The sequence below is a fragment of the Enterovibrio qingdaonensis genome (assembly GCF_028683135.1).
GTDB lineage: Bacteria > Pseudomonadota > Gammaproteobacteria > Enterobacterales > Vibrionaceae > Enterovibrio > Enterovibrio qingdaonensis.
Genome location: NZ_JAJUBB010000002.1, coordinates 386,018 through 410,042, shown reverse-complemented (window position 1 = coordinate 410,042; position 24,025 = coordinate 386,018). Strand labels below are relative to the sequence as shown.

The window sequence follows — 24,025 nt, the reverse complement described above, 5'->3', positions numbered from 1 at the left end:
TGCTGGAATCCTTGACCGAAATGGCGTTGCATCTTTCAGGGCACAAAGCCATGAACTCAGCCATAATCCAAATCTCCCGCTTTAATCGGGCGTTCAAGTTTTTGTAACTCGCCAGCGGCAGCTTCCATCAACCAGCGCATGGAAACAGGCTCGTTATGCTGTGCTGATAGAAAAGCACCGTTCAATGCAACGTTGTGAATGTTTCCCCCAGTTAGATTTAGCCGCGCCAAACGGGCGGGATTAAAGTCATCCGCCATTGGGGTTTGAGGAGGAAATACCGAACGCCAAATGCGCTCACGTTCTGTGGGGCCTGGGAAAGGAAAGTCGACCACAAATCGGAGACGACGCAAGAAGGCTTTATCAACGCCACTCTTCAGATTGGTCGCCAGAATAGCCAACCCGTTGTACATTTCTATTCGTTGCAGAAGATCATCAATGCCAATATTGGAAAAGCGATCATTGCTGTTTTTTGTTTCACCGCGCTTTCCAAATAGCGCATCGGCTTCATCAAAGAAAAGAATGGCACCACAGCGTTCAGCGGCCTGAAACAGCGAACGCATTTGCTTTTCTGTCTCGCCGATATATTTGCTGATCACACTGGCAAGGTCGATGCGATATAGGTCCAGATTAAGTGCGTTGGCCAACACCTCCGCAGCCATGGTTTTACCCGTACCGCTTTCGCCACTAAACATGGCACTGATCCCCATGCCGCGACTCATCTTGTCACGAAATCCCCACTGCTGATAAACGCAACTCCTAAGTGCTACCTGCGCGCTCAGCTGTTTTAGCATCCGTGTTTGCGCCTCAGGCAGTATCAGTGTGTCCCATCTCGCTTTGCACTCGATGCGTTGCGCGAGCTTAGAGAGCCCGGAAGACGCACCACGCTGACACACGCGCCACAGCGCACGTTCAAATGCATGTGCATCACCATTGTTGGACTCGGCAAAAGCGACAGACGCTGAGCGGTGAATCTCTTGCTCGCTCATGGAGAACTGCTCGGCCAATCTCGCGGGCAAGGTCTCATCGGTTTCATTAAGCGTTTGCAGCCACAGCGACTCCTGCTCTTTCACTGTCGGACGCTTCACTTCTAACGGCAGGCTTCGTGGCACAAGGCTGATGGGTGAATGCCCTGCATTAATCAGAACCAAGCCCCCCAAACGGCCAACAAATTGCACCAATGACCGATGAAACGAAGGATCATCAGCCCCTTCGATAAATAGCAGCATGGGCAGTAGGCCCGCGTCACGAAGCCAGAGCCGTGCCAGCGCGTCTACATCAATCGCATTCGTCGGTAAACTGGAAACATTCAGTCTCTGGAGATTAACCCCAAGCTGCGTTGCCACTGCATGCGCCATCGACAATTTCGCTGTAACATCATCCCCAAACAACTCGACCACCGTTGGTCCTGTGTTGGAGCGATAAGTGCGATTCTGTTCGAGAAAAGTAAGCATCGTTTCAAGTTGTACACACTGCGACGGCATCAAGGGAGAAGGTAACGCTCCCCCTATAGGTTCAAGCAAGACGCTCAAACGTTCATCGACGTAATTGAGCCCACGAACAAAATTCATTACGCGTTCGTCAAGAATCAGAAATGCATTACCCGCTTCTGCAGGTTGCCATTCAATCAACAACCAATAGCGAAGTGGCGCATGCGGCGGAAAACTCGACCAATCGGCGTCATCTAAAAGGGAAACGGCTAACGTTGCCGTCGGATTTCGTTGGGTTACCGAACCCGAAAGCGTCATGCATCGCTCAGCAACAGCAGGCTCTAAGGATGCGGCAAGAAGCAGAGCCAACACTGCCTGATCACTGGTATTCAGACCAAACTGTTCAACCAAGACATTAATGGCAGAAGGTGCATCGTGCTCACCATCGCCGCGATAGCGAGCATTGAGTTCGACGATAGATTCCACAAGAGATGGGACAACATCGTCATTCTTCGGCCAATCACTGCTTGGCTCTGTACTATTTCGCTCTTCACTTCGCCGCGCTGCACTGTTGCTGTTCAGCGAATGCATCACCCAATCGATGGTCGCATTCAGATGAGCATCGTTGTTCGCCTGCCATTTTTCAAACGCAGATTCGGCGTTACTTTGGGGGAGTGGAAACTGAATAGACGCAGTCATCACGGCACCGTTATCACTTGAGTAGGGTCGTAGATTGGTGCGCGGGGGGCAAAATCCGGTGCAATGGGTGGACGGTCTTTAATGATGAACCAGCTATCGACCCCATCAACCCGCAGCCTTGCGGTGTATGTGCCTGCCGGAATCGCCCCAAACACAAACACCATGGTGTCGGTTGCAATGCTCACTGTTTCTGCAGTTGCGCCGTCCGAACCCAGCCATAACATGGCTTGTTGACCTGGGAAAAAGTGTGGCGTCACACGAAGTGTCACGACAACAGACGTTCCGTTTCTGACGACACTGGTTGGCGGAAAGGTCATCACCGGCGAAATTTGAGCGGAAAGCAGATTAGATTGTTGCGTGTTCCCGCCGTTGTCTGCAGAAAATAAAAGCGAATACATGCCCGCCGCCCAACTGGCAGCAGCGTTAGGTAATGTCACCGATTGCGTGCGTGCAGTTCCACCCACCGCTGCATTTATCGTATGTGCTACCTCCTGAGAAACATGAGAAAAGGTAAATCTTGGATTCGTGCCATCAAGGGCAAACCCTTCAACATCCAAGGTATCGCCAAGTCGTGCACTTGATTGAAGTGCCGGTGCGATAATCCGGTTGAGTTGTGGCAAGGCGGGCGTCAGTGTCGGGTGCACATCAGGCCCCGTGTTGTCGACACCAATGGTTAACACAGGGAGCGCATTTCGTGTCGGATAATCGGCTTGCATCAACACCGTGGAGACTCGGTAAGTGGCTGACTGGCGATACTGACTTTGAAGCGCACTCCACAACGCTGATTTCTCGGACACTGGCATCATGTGCGGCGCAATACGAATCGCTTCTGCCTGATCGGCCAATCCGGTATCTGCCAACGCTTGCAGCAAGGGGGGCAATCCAGCCGCAATGGCTGGCGACGGGTTCAATGCCGTTTGAATTTCAGCACGCGTAAAGCCCGGATGTTCATGCAAAATCTGCATGGCGTAACCCAACAGTACGTCATTGTGCAAATCCGCTGTGCCATAGGCACTCACAATGTAAAACAAATCCAGCGGCAAGGGCGTATTGTTGATGCGGTCGCCATCACTGTTGCGCGTAGGCACACATTGATTCGCCCACGCCGCGTTTACTTCGGTGTGATAAAGAAAAATGTTCAGTGCAGGCGCGTTATCTTCTTCCTGAGCGAGCATTTGATCTGGCGGCAGCGCATGTACTGGGACATTGGTATTCACGATGGTCGCCACATCGTTATCCACCAATCCATCATTGAGCAGATCCCGAAGCAACTGAGTGATACCTGCAATAGCCAGTGCACTACTCATCGTTTACCTTCCTTACGCTCGCGCAAATAGTCACCGAGACTAATGGGAGGCTGCCAACTCGGCGTCCTTGCTGTTGGCGCTTGATGCGATGACACAATGGACACTTGGTTGATAGTGACGGATACCTCTAGCGGTTCAGGGGTAGCGTCCGGCGTTTGATATGGCGTGACACTTTCATTGTTCAACGGCGATGCGGATTCTCTGCTTGAGGAAACGCTAGCCAGCGATGAATCATTACCCAGAATGGCAGCGGCAACCTGCTGAGTGAAATCACGACGCCTTGAGCGAATAGAAGCATTCGTGTTCGAATTGAAGCCCATTGATTCGTCTTCGATGCTTCGTTGGGGAGAATTTAGATCCTGAGTTGCTTGTTTATCCACATATGCGGATGTCGTTAGACCATTGCCAAATGTCTGCGCATCCTTGTTTACCACCAAAGAGGAAACCGATCTCGGTTGCTCGTCGTGCGTTTCATTCGGCGCGTTGGGGCCATCAACACTGGCAGTTTGAGCGGCTGTCAAAAAGTCGTTTCGTCTTGTTGCATCATCATTTGCGTTATTTAAAACAGAGGGCGTATCACTGGTGGAAAGTGTGCGGTTTTGGGGAAAAGGAAATGCCTGAGTACCACGACTATCCTCATGCATGACCTCTGAGTCTATCGTCGTCTCTGTTCGTTCTAGTGAATTACCCTCTTCGACACGCGTATCTGACGTTGGTGATGCATAGGAGCGGGTTGCCGTCGCTTCTGTATGCCCCTTGCTATCTTGCGCGCCTAAAGGTGTGAATCCTCGGTCTTCGTGCTCAACATTCCCCTGACTTGATGTGACACTGTCACGCGAAATGGCATCACTACCACTTATTCCCCTTGCAGAAACATCAGAATAGTACGAGCGCACAATCGGTTTTAAGGACTGCTGCCCTGTGATATTACGATGAATAAACCGACTGAGAACTCGACTCATACTGTCACTTCCTCACTCAATGATCATGGCGATATGACGACGACGTCGCGCTGGGCTCATCCCCAGAATGTCCTGACTCGACCAACCGTAAGCAGAAGCCAGCAAATGGACATCCCATAACTGCTTTTCGACGTTAGCTGAAAGCTGTGCCCAAAACTGATGTGCAATATCAAACTGGTGCGCCGTCTCGGCACCACATTCAGGACAAGAGGCATTTAGCGTAACAATGGATAATGGTTCGAGAGCCAACATGGCGTCTTCAAGGTCGGTGAAAAGTTGCTCCCACGCGGTTTTGCTGTCTTCCATTGCAGAGAAGACTTCCTTTATCGCTGCAAAATCAACAGGGTTGATCACCCGCTGTGCAAAGAGAAGTAAAGGGTCATCCGCGTATTCCAAGGCCCGCAAATCACCCATACACGGCAGACGGAATCGGCATTGCAGCCCCCTTACGGTTATCTCACCATATCGCGGAAGATAAACGTCGGTATCAATCGTTCCTGTCTGCGCATTCCACGCGTTGTAGAGTTCAGTGGAAGCTAACCCCAATATTTGAGATGCGGAAAAGCCAAGCTGGTTTTTAGCGTCACACTCGGCGCAACGTCCCTCTACGCTGATGGCATCGCCAAATTGGAGCTGATAAGCCAGCAGTAACAGATGATCCCTGCCAGCTACCGTCCATTCAGGTAACTTTGAAACAACGGTAATTGACACAAAGGCTTCAGCCAATGCTATTGCCCGTTCTTGGGCATTCACCGACGAAGCAAACTCCCAGATCTCTACCTGTTGGTTATCATTTAAGGGCTTCAGCAGCATACTCATGCATCGCTACTCATTGTTCAGGATGCACAAAACTGGGTTCTTGTGGGGCGGTTACTGCGTTACTCTCCCACCCTTCGTTTTCCAATTTGATTGACTGGATCATAAACGCAGAGCTTGACGCATCAAGCGCAGGGATCGCTTTGTATTCCGAGACCCAGCATTTGTATACCGTATAGCTAAGCACCTTCTGACCAGCCTCATTTAACACGTCAATGATGATGGTTTTCCGAAAATCCTGAAGCGACACTTCACCCCCCAGATCCGTACCTATACGCCACACTTTGTTTGCCCACTGCTCAAACTGAAGATTTTCTGTCACACCACGTTCGAGTGTTATCGCTTCAAATTTCGCCTGACCTGGCGATTTACGGGTATGAGATGGGTCCCCCCCCGCGCGGTACTCCATCACTTCGACAGTGCGGCTAAGCCCAGAGACTTTCTGTATTGCTGCCAACACGTCACCACCGGCCTCTTTCACAATGAATTTGTATCCGGGGTATGGTACAACTCGCTGACCATTAACGTTGAGCTGAGACATGCTGCCTCCTCCCTAGCATTCCAATAGAATTCAAAGAACCTGCACCGCCAACATCATCAGCGGTGCTTGATTTTAGCTGCCGCTGTTGTTCATCAGTTGTAGGCTGACGACCACAAATTCAGCCGGTTTTTTAGGCGCAAAACCCACAAGCAAATTGACAACACCTTCATCGATATTCGCTTGCGTTGTCGTTTCAGCGTCACACTTCACCCTGAATGCCTGCTCTGGCGCACTGCCTTGGAACGCCCCCTGACGATAAAGCCCTTGCATGAAGTTAGTCACGGCAATGCGTATTTCTGACCATAACGGCTCATCATTTGGCATAAACAAAGACCACTGAAGCCCGCGGAAGAGCGTTTCTTCGATAAACAACGCTGTCCTTCGAACAGGCACATACTGCCATTCAGACGCCAATTCATTTGCACCGCGTAGGGTACGTGCTCCCCAAACAATGTTGCCGCTGATACCGCCATTTCTCAGACAGTTGAGACCAATAGGATTGAGCTGACCAATCTCGTTATTGGTCATGTTGTGATTAAAGCTGATGACATTGCGAAGGTTCGCTGTAATGCCTGCCGCCGCGGTCCAAATACCTGCTTCGCTATCCCTGCGGGCATAGACACCGGCTACGGTTCCGCTTGGCGCAATGGTTCGAAGTCGGTTTTCGTTGTTTGGATCAGGAATCTGAACACGCGGGTAGTAGGCGGCCACGTTGCGATGTCTAAGCCCCGCAGCTGCCACCTCATCAAGCCATTCAATGGCCTCTTCCGCGCTATTCACATTTTCAGGAGGATCAATCAGCAAGAAGGCGCGTTGCTCTTCACAATACGCAATGGCCGGACTCATCACGGTAGACATATCGGCCACGTTGCCGTTGTTTAAATCAGAGGCTTCAGGGATCAGCAAAATGTTAAACAGATCCACATCTTCGAGTGCGTAAATCCCCGTACGAAGATTGCGATTCCCGCGAAGTTGAGCTGCGGTAGGTACACCACCATCCACTCCGGGAGCGGCCGTTGTTTGTTGACCTGCAGGAGCGGCCGTATTCATCGCGTATTGCTGAACGTTTGCTTCTGTACTGGCCACTAACCCCAGCACCGTCCCAATATTACCGACAGACTCCGCCACCACAACCTCGTGTCCTGCACGGTATTCAGGGCTGTTTCGTCCAGTAAATATTGCGAGACGATCGCCACGCACAACCACCTGACATTGCGCCCACAGCGGATCTTCCGGACGAGTATCACGTATCGTGTTTTGGATCATCAATGCGGCTTCTGCCATGGTGGTCGGTGGTATGGTGACATCAACGGTTACATCATGTGACCCTGTTCCAAGGTTGACCTGAAGCGTGTTAGCGGCAGCAATTCCAACATACTGCGTTGTATCCTGAACATCTGAGTAATAGCCAGTAGGTGCAGGTCGGTCGGTATTTCCTCCCTCGGTAAGCTGCACCATCATGGAATCATCATTCACCACGTGTGACACAAAACGTGGGTGCGTCGCGACCATAGACACGTTGCGATACGTTTCATTTCGCACGGGCAACTCTATGCCATCAACATGCCTGATTTCCGTCACAGTGAGATTGAACAGAGAAGTCGGATCGGAGGTCAAATAGTCGATATCGATACGTATATGATTATTCCACGTTCCGGGATCTTGAACTGGTTGCCCCTGAAACTGGCGCCCCGCATCAAACCTCAGCGTACTGCCTCCTCCCCAACTCTGGGCTGTCATAGATCCATTTGTGCCACCACCGACGCGAACCGCAATCGCCTCTCCGCCGCTATTTGCGTAGAATTGTGATACGGCATAACTGGTTTCACTGTTGGTATTCACGCCTCCCATATGAGCGTCAAAATCCCCAACATGAAACATACGAACCGGCGTATTTAATGGGCCTCGAGAAAACCCGCCAACAAATGCAGCGATGGATGTTGCGACGCCACTGATTGAGCGGCTACCGCTTGGAATTTCCTGAATGTAAACGCCGGGGTATGTCAGTGCTACGGGCATGAGCAACCTCCTCTACCATGACAATGAATCGAATCGTTTATGATTGGCGTCAAAAAGCAGCACAAACTATCTGGCTAAAACCCTAGGCGAGGATATATGACACGACAGACATGTATATTAGTGCTGCAATACACAACTGATGATGGCTAACTTTCGTCCAATGACATGTCGCAAAAACAAGATATTAGGTGGGTACAAAGGAGAGGTAAACAAAAAGCACGATTGTTTTAAATATTGTTTTTCAATAGATTACGCATTTTGATTGCGCTTACAATTTTCAGAAAAAATTTTCATACTTTTTTATCTGCCATTTAAGAAAGGATACCATTAATAAACATTACGTAATAAATGCCTATTTATTCGTCCTCCTTTTTACGACAATGCATTTAATTATTATGTATAGATTTCTAGCCCCGTACGGTATGCCTATTCGTTGAGTTTGCAATACAAACGGAAAATATCGCCCTATTCGCTCTTATTTCCCCACGCCAACGCGTTTAAAACCCAAGGCTTAGAAATAACCCCCTGAGCAATTCCACGAAACCGACTCGGAATTGCCACAGGGGGTAATCATTTTATTTACACAGCTGGAGCAGGTTTAACGATGTCCTCATCAGCCTCAGTCGTTACCTCTTCCTCAACATGACGGTATTTGGCTGTCAGGTGATCCTGAATCTTCTGATGATACGCACCATTTAGCTTGTAGTAGCGGAAGTAGATAGCCAATGCGATGGCGAAGAAGAAGCTTGGCAAACCAATCATCACACATTGCATACCAAATATCGTGTCGGCACTTTGTTCCACGTTCGGCACATATTCCACCATTGTCAACGCGATACCGATGAAGAATGCCGCAAACGCAGATCCCGCTTTTACCACCATGGTTTGCACTGCATAGGCAATACTCTCACAGCGTACACCCAGCTTGTACTCCCCGTAGTCAACGGTATCTGCAACCATGATGACATTCAGTACCCAGAATAACGCGGTACCAATTTGAAGCAGTACACCCGCAGCAGAAATCAGGAACACACTAGGTTGCCCAGTCACCCCAATGTAAATCAGAACCGCACTGCCCAATATTGGAAAACTCGATGCACAAGCCCACAGAATACGGCGGGAAAAGAGCTTCGCTAATTTAGGGAACAACACCAAGGTAATCAGGTTAGCGATACCCGCATAGGCCATATAGTAAGGGAATAAATCAGCATCCCCGATGACGTAGGTGAAGTAATAAATCGCAAATGCAGTGATGATGTTCGTTGCCAAGTTGTAAGACAGAGCCATACCCAGCAGGCACGAGAGTTGGGAGTTCTTATAGATTAAAGCAACCATCTCTTTGAATGAGACTTTTTCTTCATGCGCTATATTCTCCGAAGAACTTGAAGAATAACGTTCTTTGACGTTACGCAACGTAATCAACGTAGAGGCGACAAAAAACGCTATCAGTACAAGTGTCAGCATCTGAAAACCGAAGCCCTTGTCTCCACCACCTATCTTATCGACGAAAGGCAGTGTAATAGCGCCTGTCACAAACCCCGCAAGGCTGGCAAAAAAGCGAGGATAAGGAACAAGCTCTTCTCGTTCGCGTTTATCTAGTGTTAGCGTCGGAACCAGTGACCAAAAAGGAATATCCATAAGGGTATACGTCATACCCCAAAGAATGTATGTCACGGCGATGTAGGCGATCAATGCAGTCCCTTCAAAATGGTGCGCACTGAATAACATGAAGAGCACCACGGAATTCGCGATGGTTCCGATCAGAATCCACGGCTTGAATTTCCCCCAACGTGAACGGGTATTGTTAACTATCCATCCCATAATAGGGTCGTTTACCGCATCCCAAATCCGTGCGATAAGGAATATAGTACCGACGACGCCGGCCGAAATACCGATGACGTCCGTGTAGTAATACATCAGGTACATGTAGACGATCACAATGGCAAAATCTTTCCCGAAAGCACCAAAGCCGTAGCTTAGTTTGGTGTTCATTGACACGCTCATTTGGACTCCTTTGCCCCCATTCATGTGAGGGCGGAATAATATAGATCGTAGGGTTGCCCTCAGTGCCGTTGCGTCTTTTCAACGCAACGCAACCGTCACCTCGGGCATTCGTTATTGGTATTTATCTTTGTTATTTATTCTGTGTTTATAGGGGCATCAAATGATTACTGATGTACCCACGCTGGCAACCAGTCGCCGTGAGATTGGATAAGGTCATCCACCAGCGCATAAATTTCTTCAATACCCAGTACAGCTGCAGTATGTGGATCCATCATTGCGGCGTGGTAAATGCGATCTCGGTTTTCCGTCAGAATTGCTTCGGTCAACAGCGTTTGAACGTTCACATTGGTTTGCATGAGTGCGGCAAGGTGGCTTGGCAGCTTACCGGCTTTGATCGGTTGCACGCCGTTGGCATCAACCAGACACGCGACCTCGACACAGCATCCTTGTGGCAAGTTGTCGATCAACCCGTTGTTTTTTACGTTGCCGTAAATCACGCTCGGATTACCTGTCCAGATTGAGTTCATGATGGTACTGGCGTATTCATGCGAGTCTTTTACATCAATCCGATCGGCGTTTTTAAAGTCTTCCAGATCTTGCTTCCACGACGCAATTTGCTCTACACAACGCTTCGGATATTCATCCAAAGGCACTTTATAACGCTCAATCAAATCTGGGCGGTTAGGCTTGATGAAATAAGGGGTATATTCAGAAAAATGCTCTGAAGATTCAGTTACGAAGTAGCCCAACTTTTTGAACATTTCATAGCGAACGAGATTTTGGCAGCGTCCAGCGTGATGTTCAGAAGGTTTTGGTGCTTTACCACTTTCAAATGCGGCAAGAAGATCAGGATAAGCGTCTTGATATTCGCCCGATGCATTTTTCCTTTCAAAGGTCAGGTAATACGCCATGTGGTTGATACCCGCACAGGTATAGCGAAGGTCGGCATAATCTATGTCGAGATCCCTCGCCAACTCTTCTGCGGTCCCTTGAACAGAGTGGCAAAGACCGACTTGTTTGATGTGCGGGAACTTTTCATACATTGCCCATGTGTTCATCGCCATTGGGTTGACGTAGTTCAACATGGTGGCATTCGGACAGATTTCGGTCATGTCTTCACAGATTTGCCATAGGTGCGGAATGGTGCGAAGTGAACGCATAATGCCGCCAGGGCCCAAGGTATCTGCGATTGTCTGTTCTAAACCGTGACGCTTGCACACCTCAAAATCCGTCACCGTACATGGCTCATAACCGCCAATTTGAAACGCGACAACCACAAAATCTGCACCCGCCAACGCCTCTTTCTGATTCATATGGCAAGTGATTGAACCGTTTGCATTTGCTGACTGCATTAACTTGCTGACGACAATTTGAGACTCTTCAAGGCGCGTAGCATCGATATCCATTAACGCGATATCTGCATTTTTTAAATCAGGTTTGTGAAAAACATCACCAAGAATGTTTTTAACAAAGATCGTAGAGCCGGCACCGATAAACGTTATTTTAGGGTTTTTCATTCTTCATTGTTCCTATTAACAGATGTCTTATCTGCTAAAAACAGTAACCTCAAACGCCCCGCCGAATCTTCACGCTTCCTATAATCACATTCCCATTTCCTCAGATTTCCTGTGCTAGGTTGGAATTTCTTAGCAAATAGAACTTATTTGACGATTTTCCTGACATTTCAATGTACTAGACTGCCTGAACAATCAAAAACATACCGCCATCTCATTAATGACCTAAATATCAGAAGGTAAAATTGGGAATATGACATTGCTCAAGGATATAAATTTGTTTCACTGATAATAAATACTCGGTAAATCTTGGCTGAAGTATGCTGTTTCCTAAGGAATTAATATGGTAATGGAGAAAGAGTTAGGAATAGGCGCGCCTCCTCAGATGCACTATACGGACGAAAGCGTATCAGTTAGTCCGCTCTCTCTTTATTCATCCTATGAACAAATCGATATCGAATTGCGCGCACCGCATAGCATGCCAGTGTCACATTGGCACGGTCAGATAGAGATGAACATTCCCTTTGGCGATGATATTGATTACATCATTAACGGTGAAGCCGTCACTATTCAGAACGGACATGTCGGGCTGTTTTGGGCATCTGTTCCCCATCGACTCACCAATCCTGGCACGAGCCACAACATGGGAATCATCAACATTCCCATACACATATTTTTGTCTTGGCCTCTCAGCCGTGAGTTGATTAACCAAGTAACGCACGGTGTTGTGTTGCAATCTGACTCAGCCAGTCTTGTCAGCGAATTTGAGATTCAACGCTGGGAAGGAGAAACAAAGCACCCCGATGCCAGTAGAAGACAACTTTCCAATGATGAAATTTGTTTGATGCTTAAACGGATCTGCCTCGATGGGTGGTCGTCTTTGTTGAGCAGTCACACTGAAAAAGCCAATCAGAATGGGGTCTCAAAACACTCACAGTTTTATGTCAGCCAAATGCTGGAATACATAGCTTCCCACCACGATACCCCGCTCACGGTCAATCAAATTGCCTCACATGTCGGCTTGCACGCGAACTACGCAATGGGATTGTTTCAGCGTGTGATGCAGATGACAATCAAACAGTACATTACGGCAATGCGGGTTAACCACGCACGCGCTTTGCTAAGTGATACCGAGCGCACGATCTTGGATATTTCTTTAACGGTAGGGTTTAACTCTTCGAGTCGATTTTATCAAACGTTTCAAACCTATCTTGGTGTGACACCAAAGCAATATCGAAATCTCAGTCGAAACAATCAAAAACGGACGTAGACTTGGGATATGCAGATTTGCCCTATAAATAAAGCGGAATTGATTCGTTATGTCTCTGAAAATATGGGAATAAAATACGCGCTCATTTAGTTCATCGTTACGATTCGGCCACTAGGCAACATTCCAATCAACCTACCCTCAAGATTTTGTTTACATTCAAGTCCAAATGTAATGCCTTTACCCTGAATATTTGCACCTATAAATAGGCACTAACTTTTCCCCATATAATCATTGAGTTATAACCAGAACTTACAGATTTTCCCGCTTACCCCTTGGGGAAAATAAAACACGACGTACTTTTTCATTAAAGTCGCAGCACATGCACTACCCTTATTAATATATCTCTTAGTTAATACATGATTATTTTTTAGAGACTTAATTCTTATTGGCGGTACTTGAGGGTTAGACAGTAAATGAGTGATGTAAGAATTCCAGTTGGCGCAAATGTTGTGTTTATCAGTGGAAAGGCTGCTTTGCGCAATTCATCACAGACGCATGAAATCCAGGTTGGTGAACATCTACAACAAGACCAGATATTGGATGTGGCCGACAACTCTCTCATTGCTTTTCAAAGTGATGGCGGTGAATTCTTCCTCTACAACACTGCAAACATAAACGCGTTTGATAGTTTCCTTAGGGTGGATTCCTCCGAATTTTTTAGCGACCAAGAAATCGTTAAAATCGTTGAGTTCATCCAGCTCAATAAAGACCCGACTGTTGACGAAGAAAATGCCACGGCGTCGGGCTCTGCCCCTACAAGCTCTGGGACCCATGGTTTCTTCACTCTCGATCGCAACGCAAGTGAAACTATTGCAACTGCTGGCTTTGATACCGAGGCGTATGCAAACAACAATGGTATAGCAAGCACACGCAGCTTAGATGAATCGAGTTTTTTTAAAGCCCCTACTGTTGATGTTTTTGTCGACACTTTAACAAATGACAACACCCCGACGATAACAGGAACGACCAACTTGTTAGCAGGGTCCAGCGTTAAGCTGACCATTTCTGATGCAACTGGAAATGTGCTCTCTCTCTCAGCCGTCGTCCAAGCAGATGGCAGTTTTTCAATCGTTGTACCGCAAAGCTTGTCCGACGGGCAATTTTCGGTCGTCGCAACAATTGTTAATAATCAAGGTCAAAGCGCGTCCGCAACAGTCACTGGAACCATTGATACCACCGCACCTGGCGAAGGAACTGGCCCCGGCGGTACCGACGAGTTACCGCTTGTTGATATCCCTGAAGCCACAGGCGGCGTCGGCGAGAGCGAGGTCTCTGATGGCATTGAGGTACAAGTCACGCCACCAACAGGGACAGAATCGGGTGATACGATCACTGTCACGGTGACACAACCCGACGGGGATATCAGCCAAGTAATCACAACGGTTCCAAACGGTTGGACTGGCGGGAGCAGCGTCTCTGTCACGGTTTCTCCGGAAGATTTAGGCGCGAGCAGTGGTCAACTGCCTGATGAAGGCGATTACACCATCACAGCGAGCATCACTGACTCCGCAGGGAATACATCCGCATCAAGCGCAGACGCAGACTTCACCATTGATACCACCGCCCCCGGCGAAGGAACTGGCCCAGGTGGTACCGACGAGTTACCGCTCGTTACGATCCCTGAAGCCACGGGTGGCGTCGGCGAGAACGAGGTCTCAGATGGCATTGAGGTACAAGTCACGCCACCAACAGGTACCGAACTTGGCGATACGATCACTGTCACGGTGACACAACCCGATGGGGATATTACTCAAGTCATTGCCACCGTCCCAAACGGCTGGACTGGCGGGACTAGTGTCTCTGTCACCGTGTCTCCGGAAGATTTAGGCGCGAGCACCGGCCAACTGCCAGATGAAGGCGATTACACCATTACAGCGACCATCACTGACTCCGCAGGGAATACATCCGCGACAAGCACAGATTCTGACTTCACCATTGATACCACCGCCCCCGGCGAAGGAACTGGCCCAGGTGGTACCGACGAGTTACCGCTCGTTACGATCCCTGAAGCCACGGGTGGCGTCGGCGAGAACGAGGTCTCTAACGGCATTGAAGTCCAAGTCACACCACCAACAGGGACAGAATCGGGTGATACGATTACTGTCACGGTGACACAACCAGACGGGGATATTACTGAAGTCATTGCAACCGTCCCGAATGGCTGGACTGGCGGCAGCAGCATCTCTGTTACTGTGTCTCCCGAAGACTTAGGCGCAAGCAGCGGCCAACTGCCAGAAGAAGGCGATTACACCATCACGGCGACCATCACTGACTCTGCCGGGAATACATCGGTATCAAGCACAGATTCTGACTTTACCATTGATACCACCGCACCCGGCGAAGGAACGGGCCCTGGCGGTAGCGACGAGTTACCTCTCGTTGCGATCCCTGAAGCCACCGGCGGCGTCGGTGAGAACGAGGTCTCTGATGGCATTGAGGTACAAATCACGCCGCCAACTGGAACCGAACCGGGTGATACGATCACGGTCACGGTTACACAACCCGACGGGGATATCACTCAAGTCATTGCAAGCGTGCCAAATGGCTGGACTGACGGGAGCAGCGTCTCTGTCACGGTATCTCCGGAAGAGTTAGGCGCGAGCAGTGGTCAACTGCCTGATGAAGGCGATTACACCATCACGGCGACCATCACTGACTCCGCAGGGAATACATCCGCATCTAGCGCAGATTCTGACTTTACCATTGATACCACCGCGCCCGGCGAAGGAACGGGCCCCGGCGGTACCGACGAGTTACCGCTTGTTACGATCCCTGAAGCCACCGGCGGCGTTGGCGAAAACGAGGTCTCTGGTGGTATTGAGGTACAAGTCACGCCACCAACAGGGACCGAACCCGGCGATACGATCACTGTTACGGTGACACAACCCGATGGGGATATTACTCAAGTCATTGCCACCGTCCCGAATGGCTGGACTGGCGGGACTAGTGTCTCTGTCACCGTGTCTCCGGAAGATTTAGGCGCGAGTAGTGGCCAACTGCCTGATGAAGGTAATTACACTATCACAGCCACCGTCACCGACTCTGCTGGCAATACATCCACGTCAAGCACAGATTCTGACTTCACCATTGATACCACCGCTTCATCGACACCCACAGTCACCCTTGCCGATGACACAAATAACGATGGTTTGATAAACAGCCAAGAGCATGGAAGCGACGATGTACAAATGACCGTCTCCGTCGACCATGACGATTTTACGGCTGGCGGCGTAGTGACGATTGTGATTAACAACGACGGCACATCTCGAACAGAGAATCTTAAGCTCGTCAGCGGTACCTTACACTATGAAAATGGCTCGACTGCTTCAAGTTACAGCTACAACAATGGGACAATTTCGTGGAACGAGGTGGTCGCTGCTGGAGACAGTATCTCCGTCAGTGCTACTCAAACAGATTCAGCAGGAAACCTCTCAAACTCTGCCTCTGACTCTGCCATTGCGACTCAAGCGAGTAACGAGTCCGCCTCCACGCTAGAAGACGTCGCTCTAAATGGCAATGTACTGACCAATGATGCAGGCAATACCAGTGTTACCCAATACTCGGTAGCTGGCTCTTCAACTGTTTATACAGCAGGTCAAACCGCCGTTATTACAGGTATCGGTTCGTTCGTATTAAATACCAACGGAAGCTACACCTTTACCCCTGAAGCAAATTGGAATGGTCTTGTGCCGGACGTGACCTACACGACCAATTCTGGTGACACCGCGACAGTCGCTATTTCAGTCACGTCCGTAGACGAAGCCGTTGATGCAGTTAACGACACTTATTCTGTGGACGAAGACAGCACCCTTTCTCTCGACCTTCTCAGCAACGACAACGCGCCCGACGGAGGCCTTGAAGTCACTCATATCAACGGCGTCGCCCTCGTCGGCGGCACCCAAACCATTGCTGTTGACAATGGCAACGTCCTGATTGCCAACGACGGCAGTATGAGCTTTAAAGCGGACGCAAATTATTTTGGTTCAGTGAGTTTTAATTATCAGGTCAAAGATAGTGATGGTGACACCGATACGGCGACAATCAATATTACCGTAAACAGTGTTAACGATAATCCTGATGCTATTGATGACACATTAACGATGACAGATGCAGGTGCTATCGCTTCTGGCTATACCGGTAATGCAATCGACACCCAAATTATCGAGGGTTATGGCACAGGAAAAGTTGATGATTCAGCTTACATGACAACCACCCACGCAGATGGCAGTTACACTGTGGTATTCAGGGCGTGGGATACCAATTATCACGGCAACAATAAAGTCGTGTTACAGAGTTTCAACGCAGACGGATCATTAAAAGGCGATAAACTCACACTGGGTTCCAGAGATAAAATTGAATCGCCTCAGGTAACACAACTCAACGACGATGGTGACTTGTTAGTCACTTGGACTGGCTATAACAACAGCACGACCCTCAACACCCACTCATATGCTCAAGTCGTATATGCAAACCCTGATGATCATGGCGGCGCCACCACGGGTCCAGAAATGGATTTGGGTACATCGGCACTAAGAAGTGTCACCTCAGAGCATTCAGAAGATAACAGTATGCTTGTCTGGGTAGATAACTTTACCTTGTACATGCAAGTGCTAGACAGTTCCGGCGACAAAGTTGGCTCAGCGCAAGTCGTCGGCTCCGTTTCCGCCAATAGCAATGGATACCCCATTGTATCTAATCCTGAAATTACAGTACTCGACAACGGGAACTATGTTGTTTCTTGGAGCCAAGGTTCGACGGCAACGGCAACCAACACCGTTATGTATTCTTCAACTGGCAGCAAAATTGGGAGCACGCAAACGCTTAATATTGGTGGTACAGATGGTAACGCAGATAAAGAGACCAATGTCGTTAGTATAAGTGGTGACAAATACGCGATTGTTGGGTCTAGCGGGGGGACTGTCACGCTTACCCTCGTGGATGCAACAACCAACGCCCCCATTGCTGGCTCAACCCAGACATTGAACTTAGCTGGCACAACCAGCAATGACATGCCATCAATTACAAACGTTGGACCTGATGGGGATTTTGTTGTCGTTTGGCGCGGCATCGAAAATGGACAATGGCAAACCTACATACAACATTTCGATGCCGACGGTTCCAAAGATCAACCAGTGAGTAAACTTGAAGCACCTGGCGGCCATGGCCCAGCAAAAGTAGTTGGTGTTGGTGATGATGGCGATTATGTCATTGTGTGGTCGGCGATAAATGCGAATGGCGATTATGATGTTCACACCCAAAAATATAACGCAGACGGCACGAAAGATGGCGACCAACTGACCTTTACCGGTCAGCAGGAAAACCAAAATGACCTGAATTTCGATATTGTCGCTGTCGGCGATGAAGGTGCCTATACAATTTCATTTCTTGGTACCGACTCCAGTGCTAACGGCGGCGACTACAGTATTTACATTGCCAGCGTTGATGCAAACGGAAACAAAGTCGTCGCCTATCCGAGCGGAAGCACCGGCGACTTTTCTATTACTACCGAAGTTGTTCTTTCCTCTGGCTATTACAGCGTTACCTATAGCACAGGAACGCTCTACGCCAACGGCACAGCTTACCCCACTGGTAGTCAAGTTCCCGCCAGCGAATGGGTGGATGTAAAGTTAGTGGGGGCCACAGGTGCTGATTATGATCTCGTCGTGACAGCGCATGAGCAAATCACCACCACTGAAGACACCGCCGTCACTATCAATGCGTCAGATTTACTGGCAAATGACACCGATACCGAAGGCAACTCGCTTACCATAACGTCGGTTCAAAGCCCCCAAAACGGTACCGTTGTTCTAAACGGCGACGGCACCATTACCTTTACACCCACTGCTGACTACAACGGTTCTGCCAGCTTTACCTACACCATCAGTGACGGGCAAGGTGGAACCGACACTGCGACCGTCTATCTGAACGTCACGCCTGACGCCCTCGATGCCGTGAATGACGAATACACTCTATCGAATGGAGGACCTGTTGCCCTCGACCTACTCGCCAATGATACGACGACAGATAGCGGCCTCGAAATCACAGAGATAAATGGTGTTGCATTGACTGGTAGTGCGCAGAGTATTGCTGTTGACAATGGCGATGTCCTCATCGCCAGCGATGGCAGTATGAGCTTTGTTCCTGATAGCAACTTTTACGGACAGATAGCGTTTGACTATCAGATTCAAAGTGACAATGGCGACTCTGACACAGCGACGGTCAGCATTGCTGGTGATGCAGACAAGCCTACCTTGTCTATTAGCAATACAAACACCAACAATGAAATGGAAGAATCACAATGGGCTCAATTTACCATTTCACTCAGCGACCCGGTTGCTATAGCGACAAAGGTAGAAGTCAACGTACTCACTGACAACGGCTCAGGCATTACCGACCAAGATTTGGGAAGCTATCAATACTGGACAGGCTCAACATGGGCCCATTTTAAAAGTGGTAGCCAACTCACTCTTGATGCATTTCAAACTGAAATCAAAATTCGCATTCAGCCTATAAACGACAACACCACTGAAGCGAGCGAAACCCTAACCATTACGGTAGAACCTGCCACCTCAGAAACAAACATTAGCTCAGGAACTGCACAAGATTCCGTCCTGATAACTGATCACGGGGTTTACGATACAAGTGGGAATGCGTCTGGTTATTTGCATTGGCATATTGATGGAGACGGCGTCCAACATGTGAACGGCAATGGATGGCATCCTAACGAAAAAGTCACCCTTTCCGGTCCGGATGGCTCAGAGCACATCGTCTATGCAGATAGCGTGGGTAATTTTCATCTTGAGCAGGCTGATCTTTTTACCGCAGCAGGGACGCTCACCGCCAGTGGCGAAAGTTCCGGTGATGCAACGCGTTTTATTACACCCAGCATCACCCCTATCGTGCTTGACCTCGACGGCGATGGCATTGAAACCAGCGATGTCACCGAGAATCCTGTCGCCTTCGACTATAACGGTGACGGAACTGCCGTCAACACTGGTTGGGTTTCGGGAGGCGATGGTTTACTTGTCCATGACATCAACAAAGACGGTGAAATCAACGACGGCTCGGAACTCTTTGGCTCAAACACCGAGCTCAAAGACGGCACCAATGCAGCCGACGGTTACGAAGCCTTGGCTCAGCATGACACGAATGCTGATGGCGTTATCGACCAAAACGATGCTATCTACTCCGAGCTCGGTGTTTGGGTTGATAAAGACATGGATGGCAAAACCGACGAGGGAGAACTCCTTAGCCTCGAAGACGCTGGCGTAGCTTCAATCAGTTTGGCTGCGCAAACCAGCGACGACACCCAAAACAACAACCTCCTCGGTAAAACATCTACCTATACGACGCTAGACGGTGAAGAACGTGCCGCCGCGGACGTTTGGTTCGCAACCCAACAAACTGGAGAGGACGAAACGAATCTTGCTGGTTTAGTCGAGGAGCACAGTATCAATGGATTAGACAACAGTGAGCTCATCTGGCACAGCGACAACGTTAATGACCAACCTTGGTCTGACACGGTAACTGACTTCACGGTGGGCGAATCCCATCTTGACCTATCTGACTTAGTCACAGACCAACAAGACAACCTGCTTAGCGAGGCCGATGTCGACTTATTCGAACAAGACGGTTCATTAGTGCTTCGAGTGGACACGGATGGTGACCATGAGTGGAACCAAGAAATCATCCTTCAGGATGTGTCATTGCAAGACATTGTCGATGAGAACGGAATGATTAAAAACGGCGTTTTTGGTGATGACAGTACAAAAGAGCTTTTCCAGAAAGCGGCTGCGACAGACGTCGTAGAGAATTCACCAACACTCTTAGACGACCCTACTGTCGATCATCACTAATTAAGGGCCATTTATAGTGCGATTAGCCGATAATGTAAAACCTCAGTGGAGCATTCCGAGTTCAGTCCAAACCACAGAGGATCCATTGCTGGATTGCTTGGTGATACTCACTGAGTACTACGGGTCCCCATGCTCAGCCGAGGCGTTAGTCGCCAGTTTACCGATGAGAGACGCACGCCTCACACCAGAGTTTTTTTCACAAGCCGCATCCCGAGCTGGGTTGGTTTCCAAAATAGCAAGAAAACCACTCAATACGATAGGCGACATGCTCACACCTTGCGTATTGCTATTAGCCGATCATAAAGCCTGTATTTTGCGCTCTTTGGACAATGAAAACGAACAAGCGGTTATTCAATTGCCGGACACAGGTGGAGAAACCACACTGAGTTTGGAAGATCTCGAAGCACAGTACGTCGGCTATGCCATATTGATCAAAAAGCAGTATCGGGGCGATCGAAGTGTCGATATTCACCAACATACAAAAAAAGGTCACTGGCTGTATTCGATGCTTTGGGAAGCCGCCCCTATTTACCGCGAAGCCCTTCTCGCTTCAGTCATCGTCAACATTTTTGCGTTAGTCTCACCGCTGTTCATGATGAACGTATACGACAAGATCCTGCCTAACCAAGCCTTTGAGTCCTTATGGGTTCTCGCTAGCGGAGCCGCATTGGTTTTTGCGTTTGATTACGTCCTACGCTACGTGAGAAGCATGTTGATAGACAACGCGGGGAAGAAAATCGATATCGTCATTTCATCTCGTTTGTTTGCAAAATCCATTGGTATACCGCTTGAAAAACGTGGCCCCAGCGTAGGGGGAATGGCAAAACAAATCAGCGAATTTGACAGCGTGAGGGAAATGCTGACCTCAACCACTGTCACTGCGTTGGTAGACCTTCCCTTCGCTATCTTCTTTCTATTTATCATCTATATTTTCGCGGGAGATTTGGCCGTCGTTCCTTTGGCTTCAGGCATCATCATTATTGGCTATGCCTTTGCGATTCAACCCAAGCTTCGAGACGCTATTGAAGAAAGCAACAAATTCGCTGGACTAAAAAACGGACACTTAATTGAAAGTCTCTCTGCCATGGAAGCCATCAAAGCGAACCTCGCAGAAGGCATCGTTCAAAAAACATGGCAGCAAATGATCGCGCATTCAGCGACATGGGGATTAAAGGTCAAAAAGATATCTCAATCCGTGTCCTACCTCGCCACGTTTATTACGCAGATGACCTCAGTCGTGGTGGTGATCTTAGGGGTATACCTCGTCTCGAAAGGGGATATTTCTATGGGTGGGATTATCGCTGCTGTCATGCTCTCCGGTCGAGTCGTCTCCCCGATGGCACAGTTAGCCAACTTGCTTACGCGATCAAATCAGACGGCCAGCTCTCTTCGCCAACTCGATGCGCTAATGGAACAAAACGATGAGTTTGAAGATAAAGGGCATTTGATTAGCCGACAAAAACTCAAAGGCCAAATTGAAGCGTCCGGCGTCAGTTTTACCTTTCAAGAAACCGAAGAACCTGTCCTCTACCCTTGCTCGCTCAAAATTACGGAAGGTGAGAGTGTCGCCATCATTGGGAAAAATGGTTCTGGGAAAACCACGTTGCTTAAAATGTGCGCCGGACTTTATCATCCAACGCAAGGCAGTTTGAGGTTTGACGGTATCGACTCTAAGCAGATCCACCCTGCCGACCTCCGTCGCAATGTAGGCTACATGCCTCAAGATATCACACTCTTTCACGGCACAATTCGCGACAACATCCTCTTTGGCACACGCCAAGTCACAGAACATCAACTCATTCGCGCCGTTCAACTCTCAGGCGTCAGCCAATTTACATCTTTGGACTCTCAGGGGCTTGATAAACAAGTCGGTGAACGAGGTGAATCTCTCTCACGAGGGCAACGTCAAGCCGTTGCTTTAGCTCGCTCCATTTTGAATGACCCTTCAATTTTGCTGATGGACGAACCTACATCCTCTATGGATGCCTTTGCTGAAAAACAATTTATTCGTGCCATGCATCAGGTGAGCAAAGAAAGAACACTATTGCTCGTTACTCATAAGATGTCGCTCTTAGACATTGTCGACCGTGTTGTGGTGCTAGAAAAAGGGCGCATTTTTCTGGATGGGCCAAGGGATGTTGTGCTTAAGAAACTTTCTCAAGGTCAAGGGTCTGACAACGAACCGAGGCGGAGTGCAAACAATGAGTAAGGCAAAAGAACAAGAACACCTCGACATGGCAGACGACGTTTATGGGGCCATGATGATGGATGTCCCCCGCAGATATCGCGTGGTTGTCTGGTTAATTATTGTGATGGTTGCAGCGTTTATCACCTGGGCAGCGATGTCATCGCTTGATCAAGTAACACGGGGCGAAGGTAAAGTTATTCCTTCCTCTCAAGTTCAACTCATTCAGAGCCTTGATGGGGGAATATTACAGGAGATGTTCGTCAAAGAAGGCATGGTAGTTGAAAAAGGAATGCCGCTTGTTCACATTGACGACACACGATTTCGTTCAGATGTCGCCCAACAGGAAGAAGAGGATGCAAGCCTCAACGCAAACATTATCCGATTACAAGAGGAATTAAACAGCGTTCAACTGCAAGGTCTAGAAGTCGGTTGGCAAGATCAAATCCAGATTGACCCTACCCCACTGGTGTTCCCTGATGAATTAAAAAATCAAGCTCCCGAGTTATTAAAACGTCAACAACTTGAATATCTTGGCCACCTTGATAGCCTGAGGAACCACATTGACATCCAATCTCGACAAGTCCTTCAAAAACAACAAGAAATAAAAGAACTAAGAACCAAAATCAAAACATTAGAAAGCAGTGCAAAACTGGTAGCAAGAGAGTATGAACTAACAAAGCCACTCGCCAAGAAAAAAATTGTCCCAGAAATTGAACTGCTTAAACTCCAACGGAAAGTTAACGATATACGTGGTGAAATTGCTGCTCTCTATCAACTTCAGCCTAAGCTCAAAGCCCAGCAGGATGAGGCCATATTAAAACGACGTGAAGCCGTCCTGTCCTTTGAGAATGAAAACCGAACCCAAATAAGCGAGCTAGAAGCCAAGCTCTCTCGCCTCCAACAAGCTAAAGTTGGAGCACAAGACAAAGTAGACAAAGCCATCATCACCTCCCCCGTCAATGGCACCATAAAAACTATTCATATCAATACATTAGGTGGTGTCATAAAGCCCGGCGACAACATACTAGAAATCGTGCCTACCGAAGATCAACTGCTCATCGAAGCAAAGATCCAGCCTAAAGATATTGCATTCCTTCATTCCGGTTTACCCGCCGTCGTTAAGGTCACTGCCTATGACTTCACACGTTATGGCGGGTTAAAAGGCAAACTTGAGCACATTAGTGCCGACACAACACAAGATGAAAAAGGTAATAGCTTCTATCTCGTTAGAGTGAGAACCGATGTCTCGAACCTTGCTGATAGCGACGGGGGCGACTTGCCCATCATTCCTGGCATGCTCACCAGTGTGGATATTGTTACAGGAAAACGCACCGTACTTGATTACATACTAAATCCTATTTTGCGCGCACGAGAATCAGCACTTCGAGAACGATAAATAAACAGTGCTCTGGAGTTTGTATC

General features: G+C 48.7%; 12 protein-coding genes. 4 read left to right on the top strand and 8 right to left on the bottom strand.

Annotated elements, in window-relative coordinates:
* Window positions 1-56: 56 nt before the first annotated feature.
* The 8 genes from LRP49_RS04580 to melA form a co-directional block, all read right to left on the bottom strand.
* The gene (locus LRP49_RS04580) at window positions 57-2,126 is read right to left on the bottom strand and encodes an ATP-binding protein (RefSeq protein WP_274140532.1); all 2,070 of its coding nucleotides are present in this window, start codon (window positions 2,124-2,126) and stop codon (window positions 57-59) included.
* Entirely contained in the window at window positions 2,126-3,433 is a 1,308-nt protein-coding gene (locus tag LRP49_RS04575) for a Pvc16 family protein (protein ID WP_274140531.1), read from the bottom strand. The genes LRP49_RS04580 and LRP49_RS04575 overlap by 1 nt, the downstream gene beginning before the upstream one ends.
* Window positions 3,430-4,395, bottom strand: coding sequence for a hypothetical protein (locus LRP49_RS04570; RefSeq protein WP_274140530.1), 966 nt, complete (start codon window positions 4,393-4,395; stop codon window positions 3,430-3,432). Before LRP49_RS04570 ends, LRP49_RS04575 begins: the two co-directional genes overlap by 4 nt.
* Before the next feature lie 12 nt (window positions 4,396-4,407).
* Window positions 4,408-5,214: a hypothetical protein gene (locus tag LRP49_RS04565; protein WP_274140529.1), complete on the bottom strand. Its 807-nt coding sequence runs from the start codon at window positions 5,212-5,214 to the stop codon at window positions 4,408-4,410.
* Between the two features lie 10 nt (window positions 5,215-5,224).
* Window positions 5,225-5,752, bottom strand: a complete 528-nt coding sequence (locus LRP49_RS04560; protein WP_274140528.1) for a phage tail protein — start codon at window positions 5,750-5,752, stop codon at window positions 5,225-5,227.
* Between the two features lie 72 nt (window positions 5,753-5,824).
* Window positions 5,825-7,771: a phage tail sheath family protein gene (locus LRP49_RS04555; RefSeq protein WP_274140527.1), complete on the bottom strand. Its 1,947-nt coding sequence runs from the start codon at window positions 7,769-7,771 to the stop codon at window positions 5,825-5,827.
* Window positions 7,772-8,350: 579 nt separating this feature from the next.
* A complete protein-coding gene (gene melB, locus LRP49_RS04550) occupies window positions 8,351-9,775 on the bottom strand; it encodes a melibiose:sodium transporter MelB (RefSeq protein ID WP_274140525.1) in 1,425 nt (474 codons plus the stop codon).
* 164 nt (window positions 9,776-9,939) lie between these two features.
* A complete protein-coding gene (gene melA / locus LRP49_RS04545) occupies window positions 9,940-11,292 on the bottom strand; it encodes an alpha-glucosidase/alpha-galactosidase (protein ID WP_274140524.1) in 1,353 nt (450 codons plus the stop codon).
* A 340-nt stretch (window positions 11,293-11,632) separates the two neighbouring features.
* On the opposite strand from melA, the gene melR reads away from it, so the two are divergent.
* From melR to LRP49_RS04525, 4 genes are all read left to right on the top strand, one after another.
* The gene (gene melR, locus LRP49_RS04540; protein ID WP_274140523.1) at window positions 11,633-12,559 is read left to right on the top strand and encodes a transcriptional regulator MelR; all 927 of its coding nucleotides are present in this window, start codon (window positions 11,633-11,635) and stop codon (window positions 12,557-12,559) included.
* A gap of 413 nt (window positions 12,560-12,972) precedes the next feature.
* Entirely contained in the window at window positions 12,973-20,415 is a 7,443-nt protein-coding gene (locus LRP49_RS04535) for an Ig-like domain-containing protein (RefSeq protein ID WP_274140522.1), read from the top strand.
* Between the two features lie 16 nt (window positions 20,416-20,431).
* The gene (locus tag LRP49_RS04530; RefSeq protein ID WP_274140521.1) at window positions 20,432-22,624 is read left to right on the top strand and encodes a type I secretion system permease/ATPase; all 2,193 of its coding nucleotides are present in this window, start codon (window positions 20,432-20,434) and stop codon (window positions 22,622-22,624) included.
* Complete coding sequence (locus tag LRP49_RS04525) at window positions 22,617-23,999, top strand: HlyD family type I secretion periplasmic adaptor subunit (protein WP_274140520.1); 1,383 nt, start codon at window positions 22,617-22,619, stop codon at window positions 23,997-23,999. Before LRP49_RS04530 ends, LRP49_RS04525 begins: the two co-directional genes overlap by 8 nt.
* The last annotated feature ends 26 nt before the right edge of the window (window positions 24,000-24,025 follow it).

What these genes read in the sequence shown, in the direction of transcription:
- LRP49_RS04580 (WP_274140532.1), bottom strand. Translation starts at nt 2,126, where the DNA reads ATGACTGCGTCTATTCAGTTTCCACTCCCCCAAAGTAACGCCGAATCT.
- LRP49_RS04575 (WP_274140531.1), bottom strand. Translation starts at nt 3,433, where the DNA reads ATGAGTAGTGCACTGGCTATTGCAGGTATCACTCAGTTGCTTCGGGAT.
- LRP49_RS04570 (WP_274140530.1), bottom strand. Translation starts at nt 4,395, where the DNA reads ATGAGTCGAGTTCTCAGTCGGTTTATTCATCGTAATATCACAGGGCAG.
- LRP49_RS04565 (WP_274140529.1), bottom strand. Translation starts at nt 5,214, where the DNA reads ATGAGTATGCTGCTGAAGCCCTTAAATGATAACCAACAGGTAGAGATC.
- LRP49_RS04560 (WP_274140528.1), bottom strand. Translation starts at nt 5,752, where the DNA reads ATGTCTCAGCTCAACGTTAATGGTCAGCGAGTTGTACCATACCCCGGA.
- LRP49_RS04555 (WP_274140527.1), bottom strand. Translation starts at nt 7,771, where the DNA reads ATGCCCGTAGCACTGACATACCCCGGCGTTTACATTCAGGAAATTCCA.
- melB (WP_274140525.1), bottom strand. Translation starts at nt 9,775, where the DNA reads ATGAGCGTGTCAATGAACACCAAACTAAGCTACGGCTTTGGTGCTTTC.
- melA (WP_274140524.1), bottom strand. Translation starts at nt 11,292, where the DNA reads ATGAAAAACCCTAAAATAACGTTTATCGGTGCCGGCTCTACGATCTTT.
- melR (WP_274140523.1), top strand. Translation starts at nt 11,633, where the DNA reads ATGGTAATGGAGAAAGAGTTAGGAATAGGCGCGCCTCCTCAGATGCAC.
- LRP49_RS04535 (WP_274140522.1), top strand. Translation starts at nt 12,973, where the DNA reads ATGAGTGATGTAAGAATTCCAGTTGGCGCAAATGTTGTGTTTATCAGT.
- LRP49_RS04525 (WP_274140520.1), top strand. Translation starts at nt 22,617, where the DNA reads ATGAGTAAGGCAAAAGAACAAGAACACCTCGACATGGCAGACGACGTT.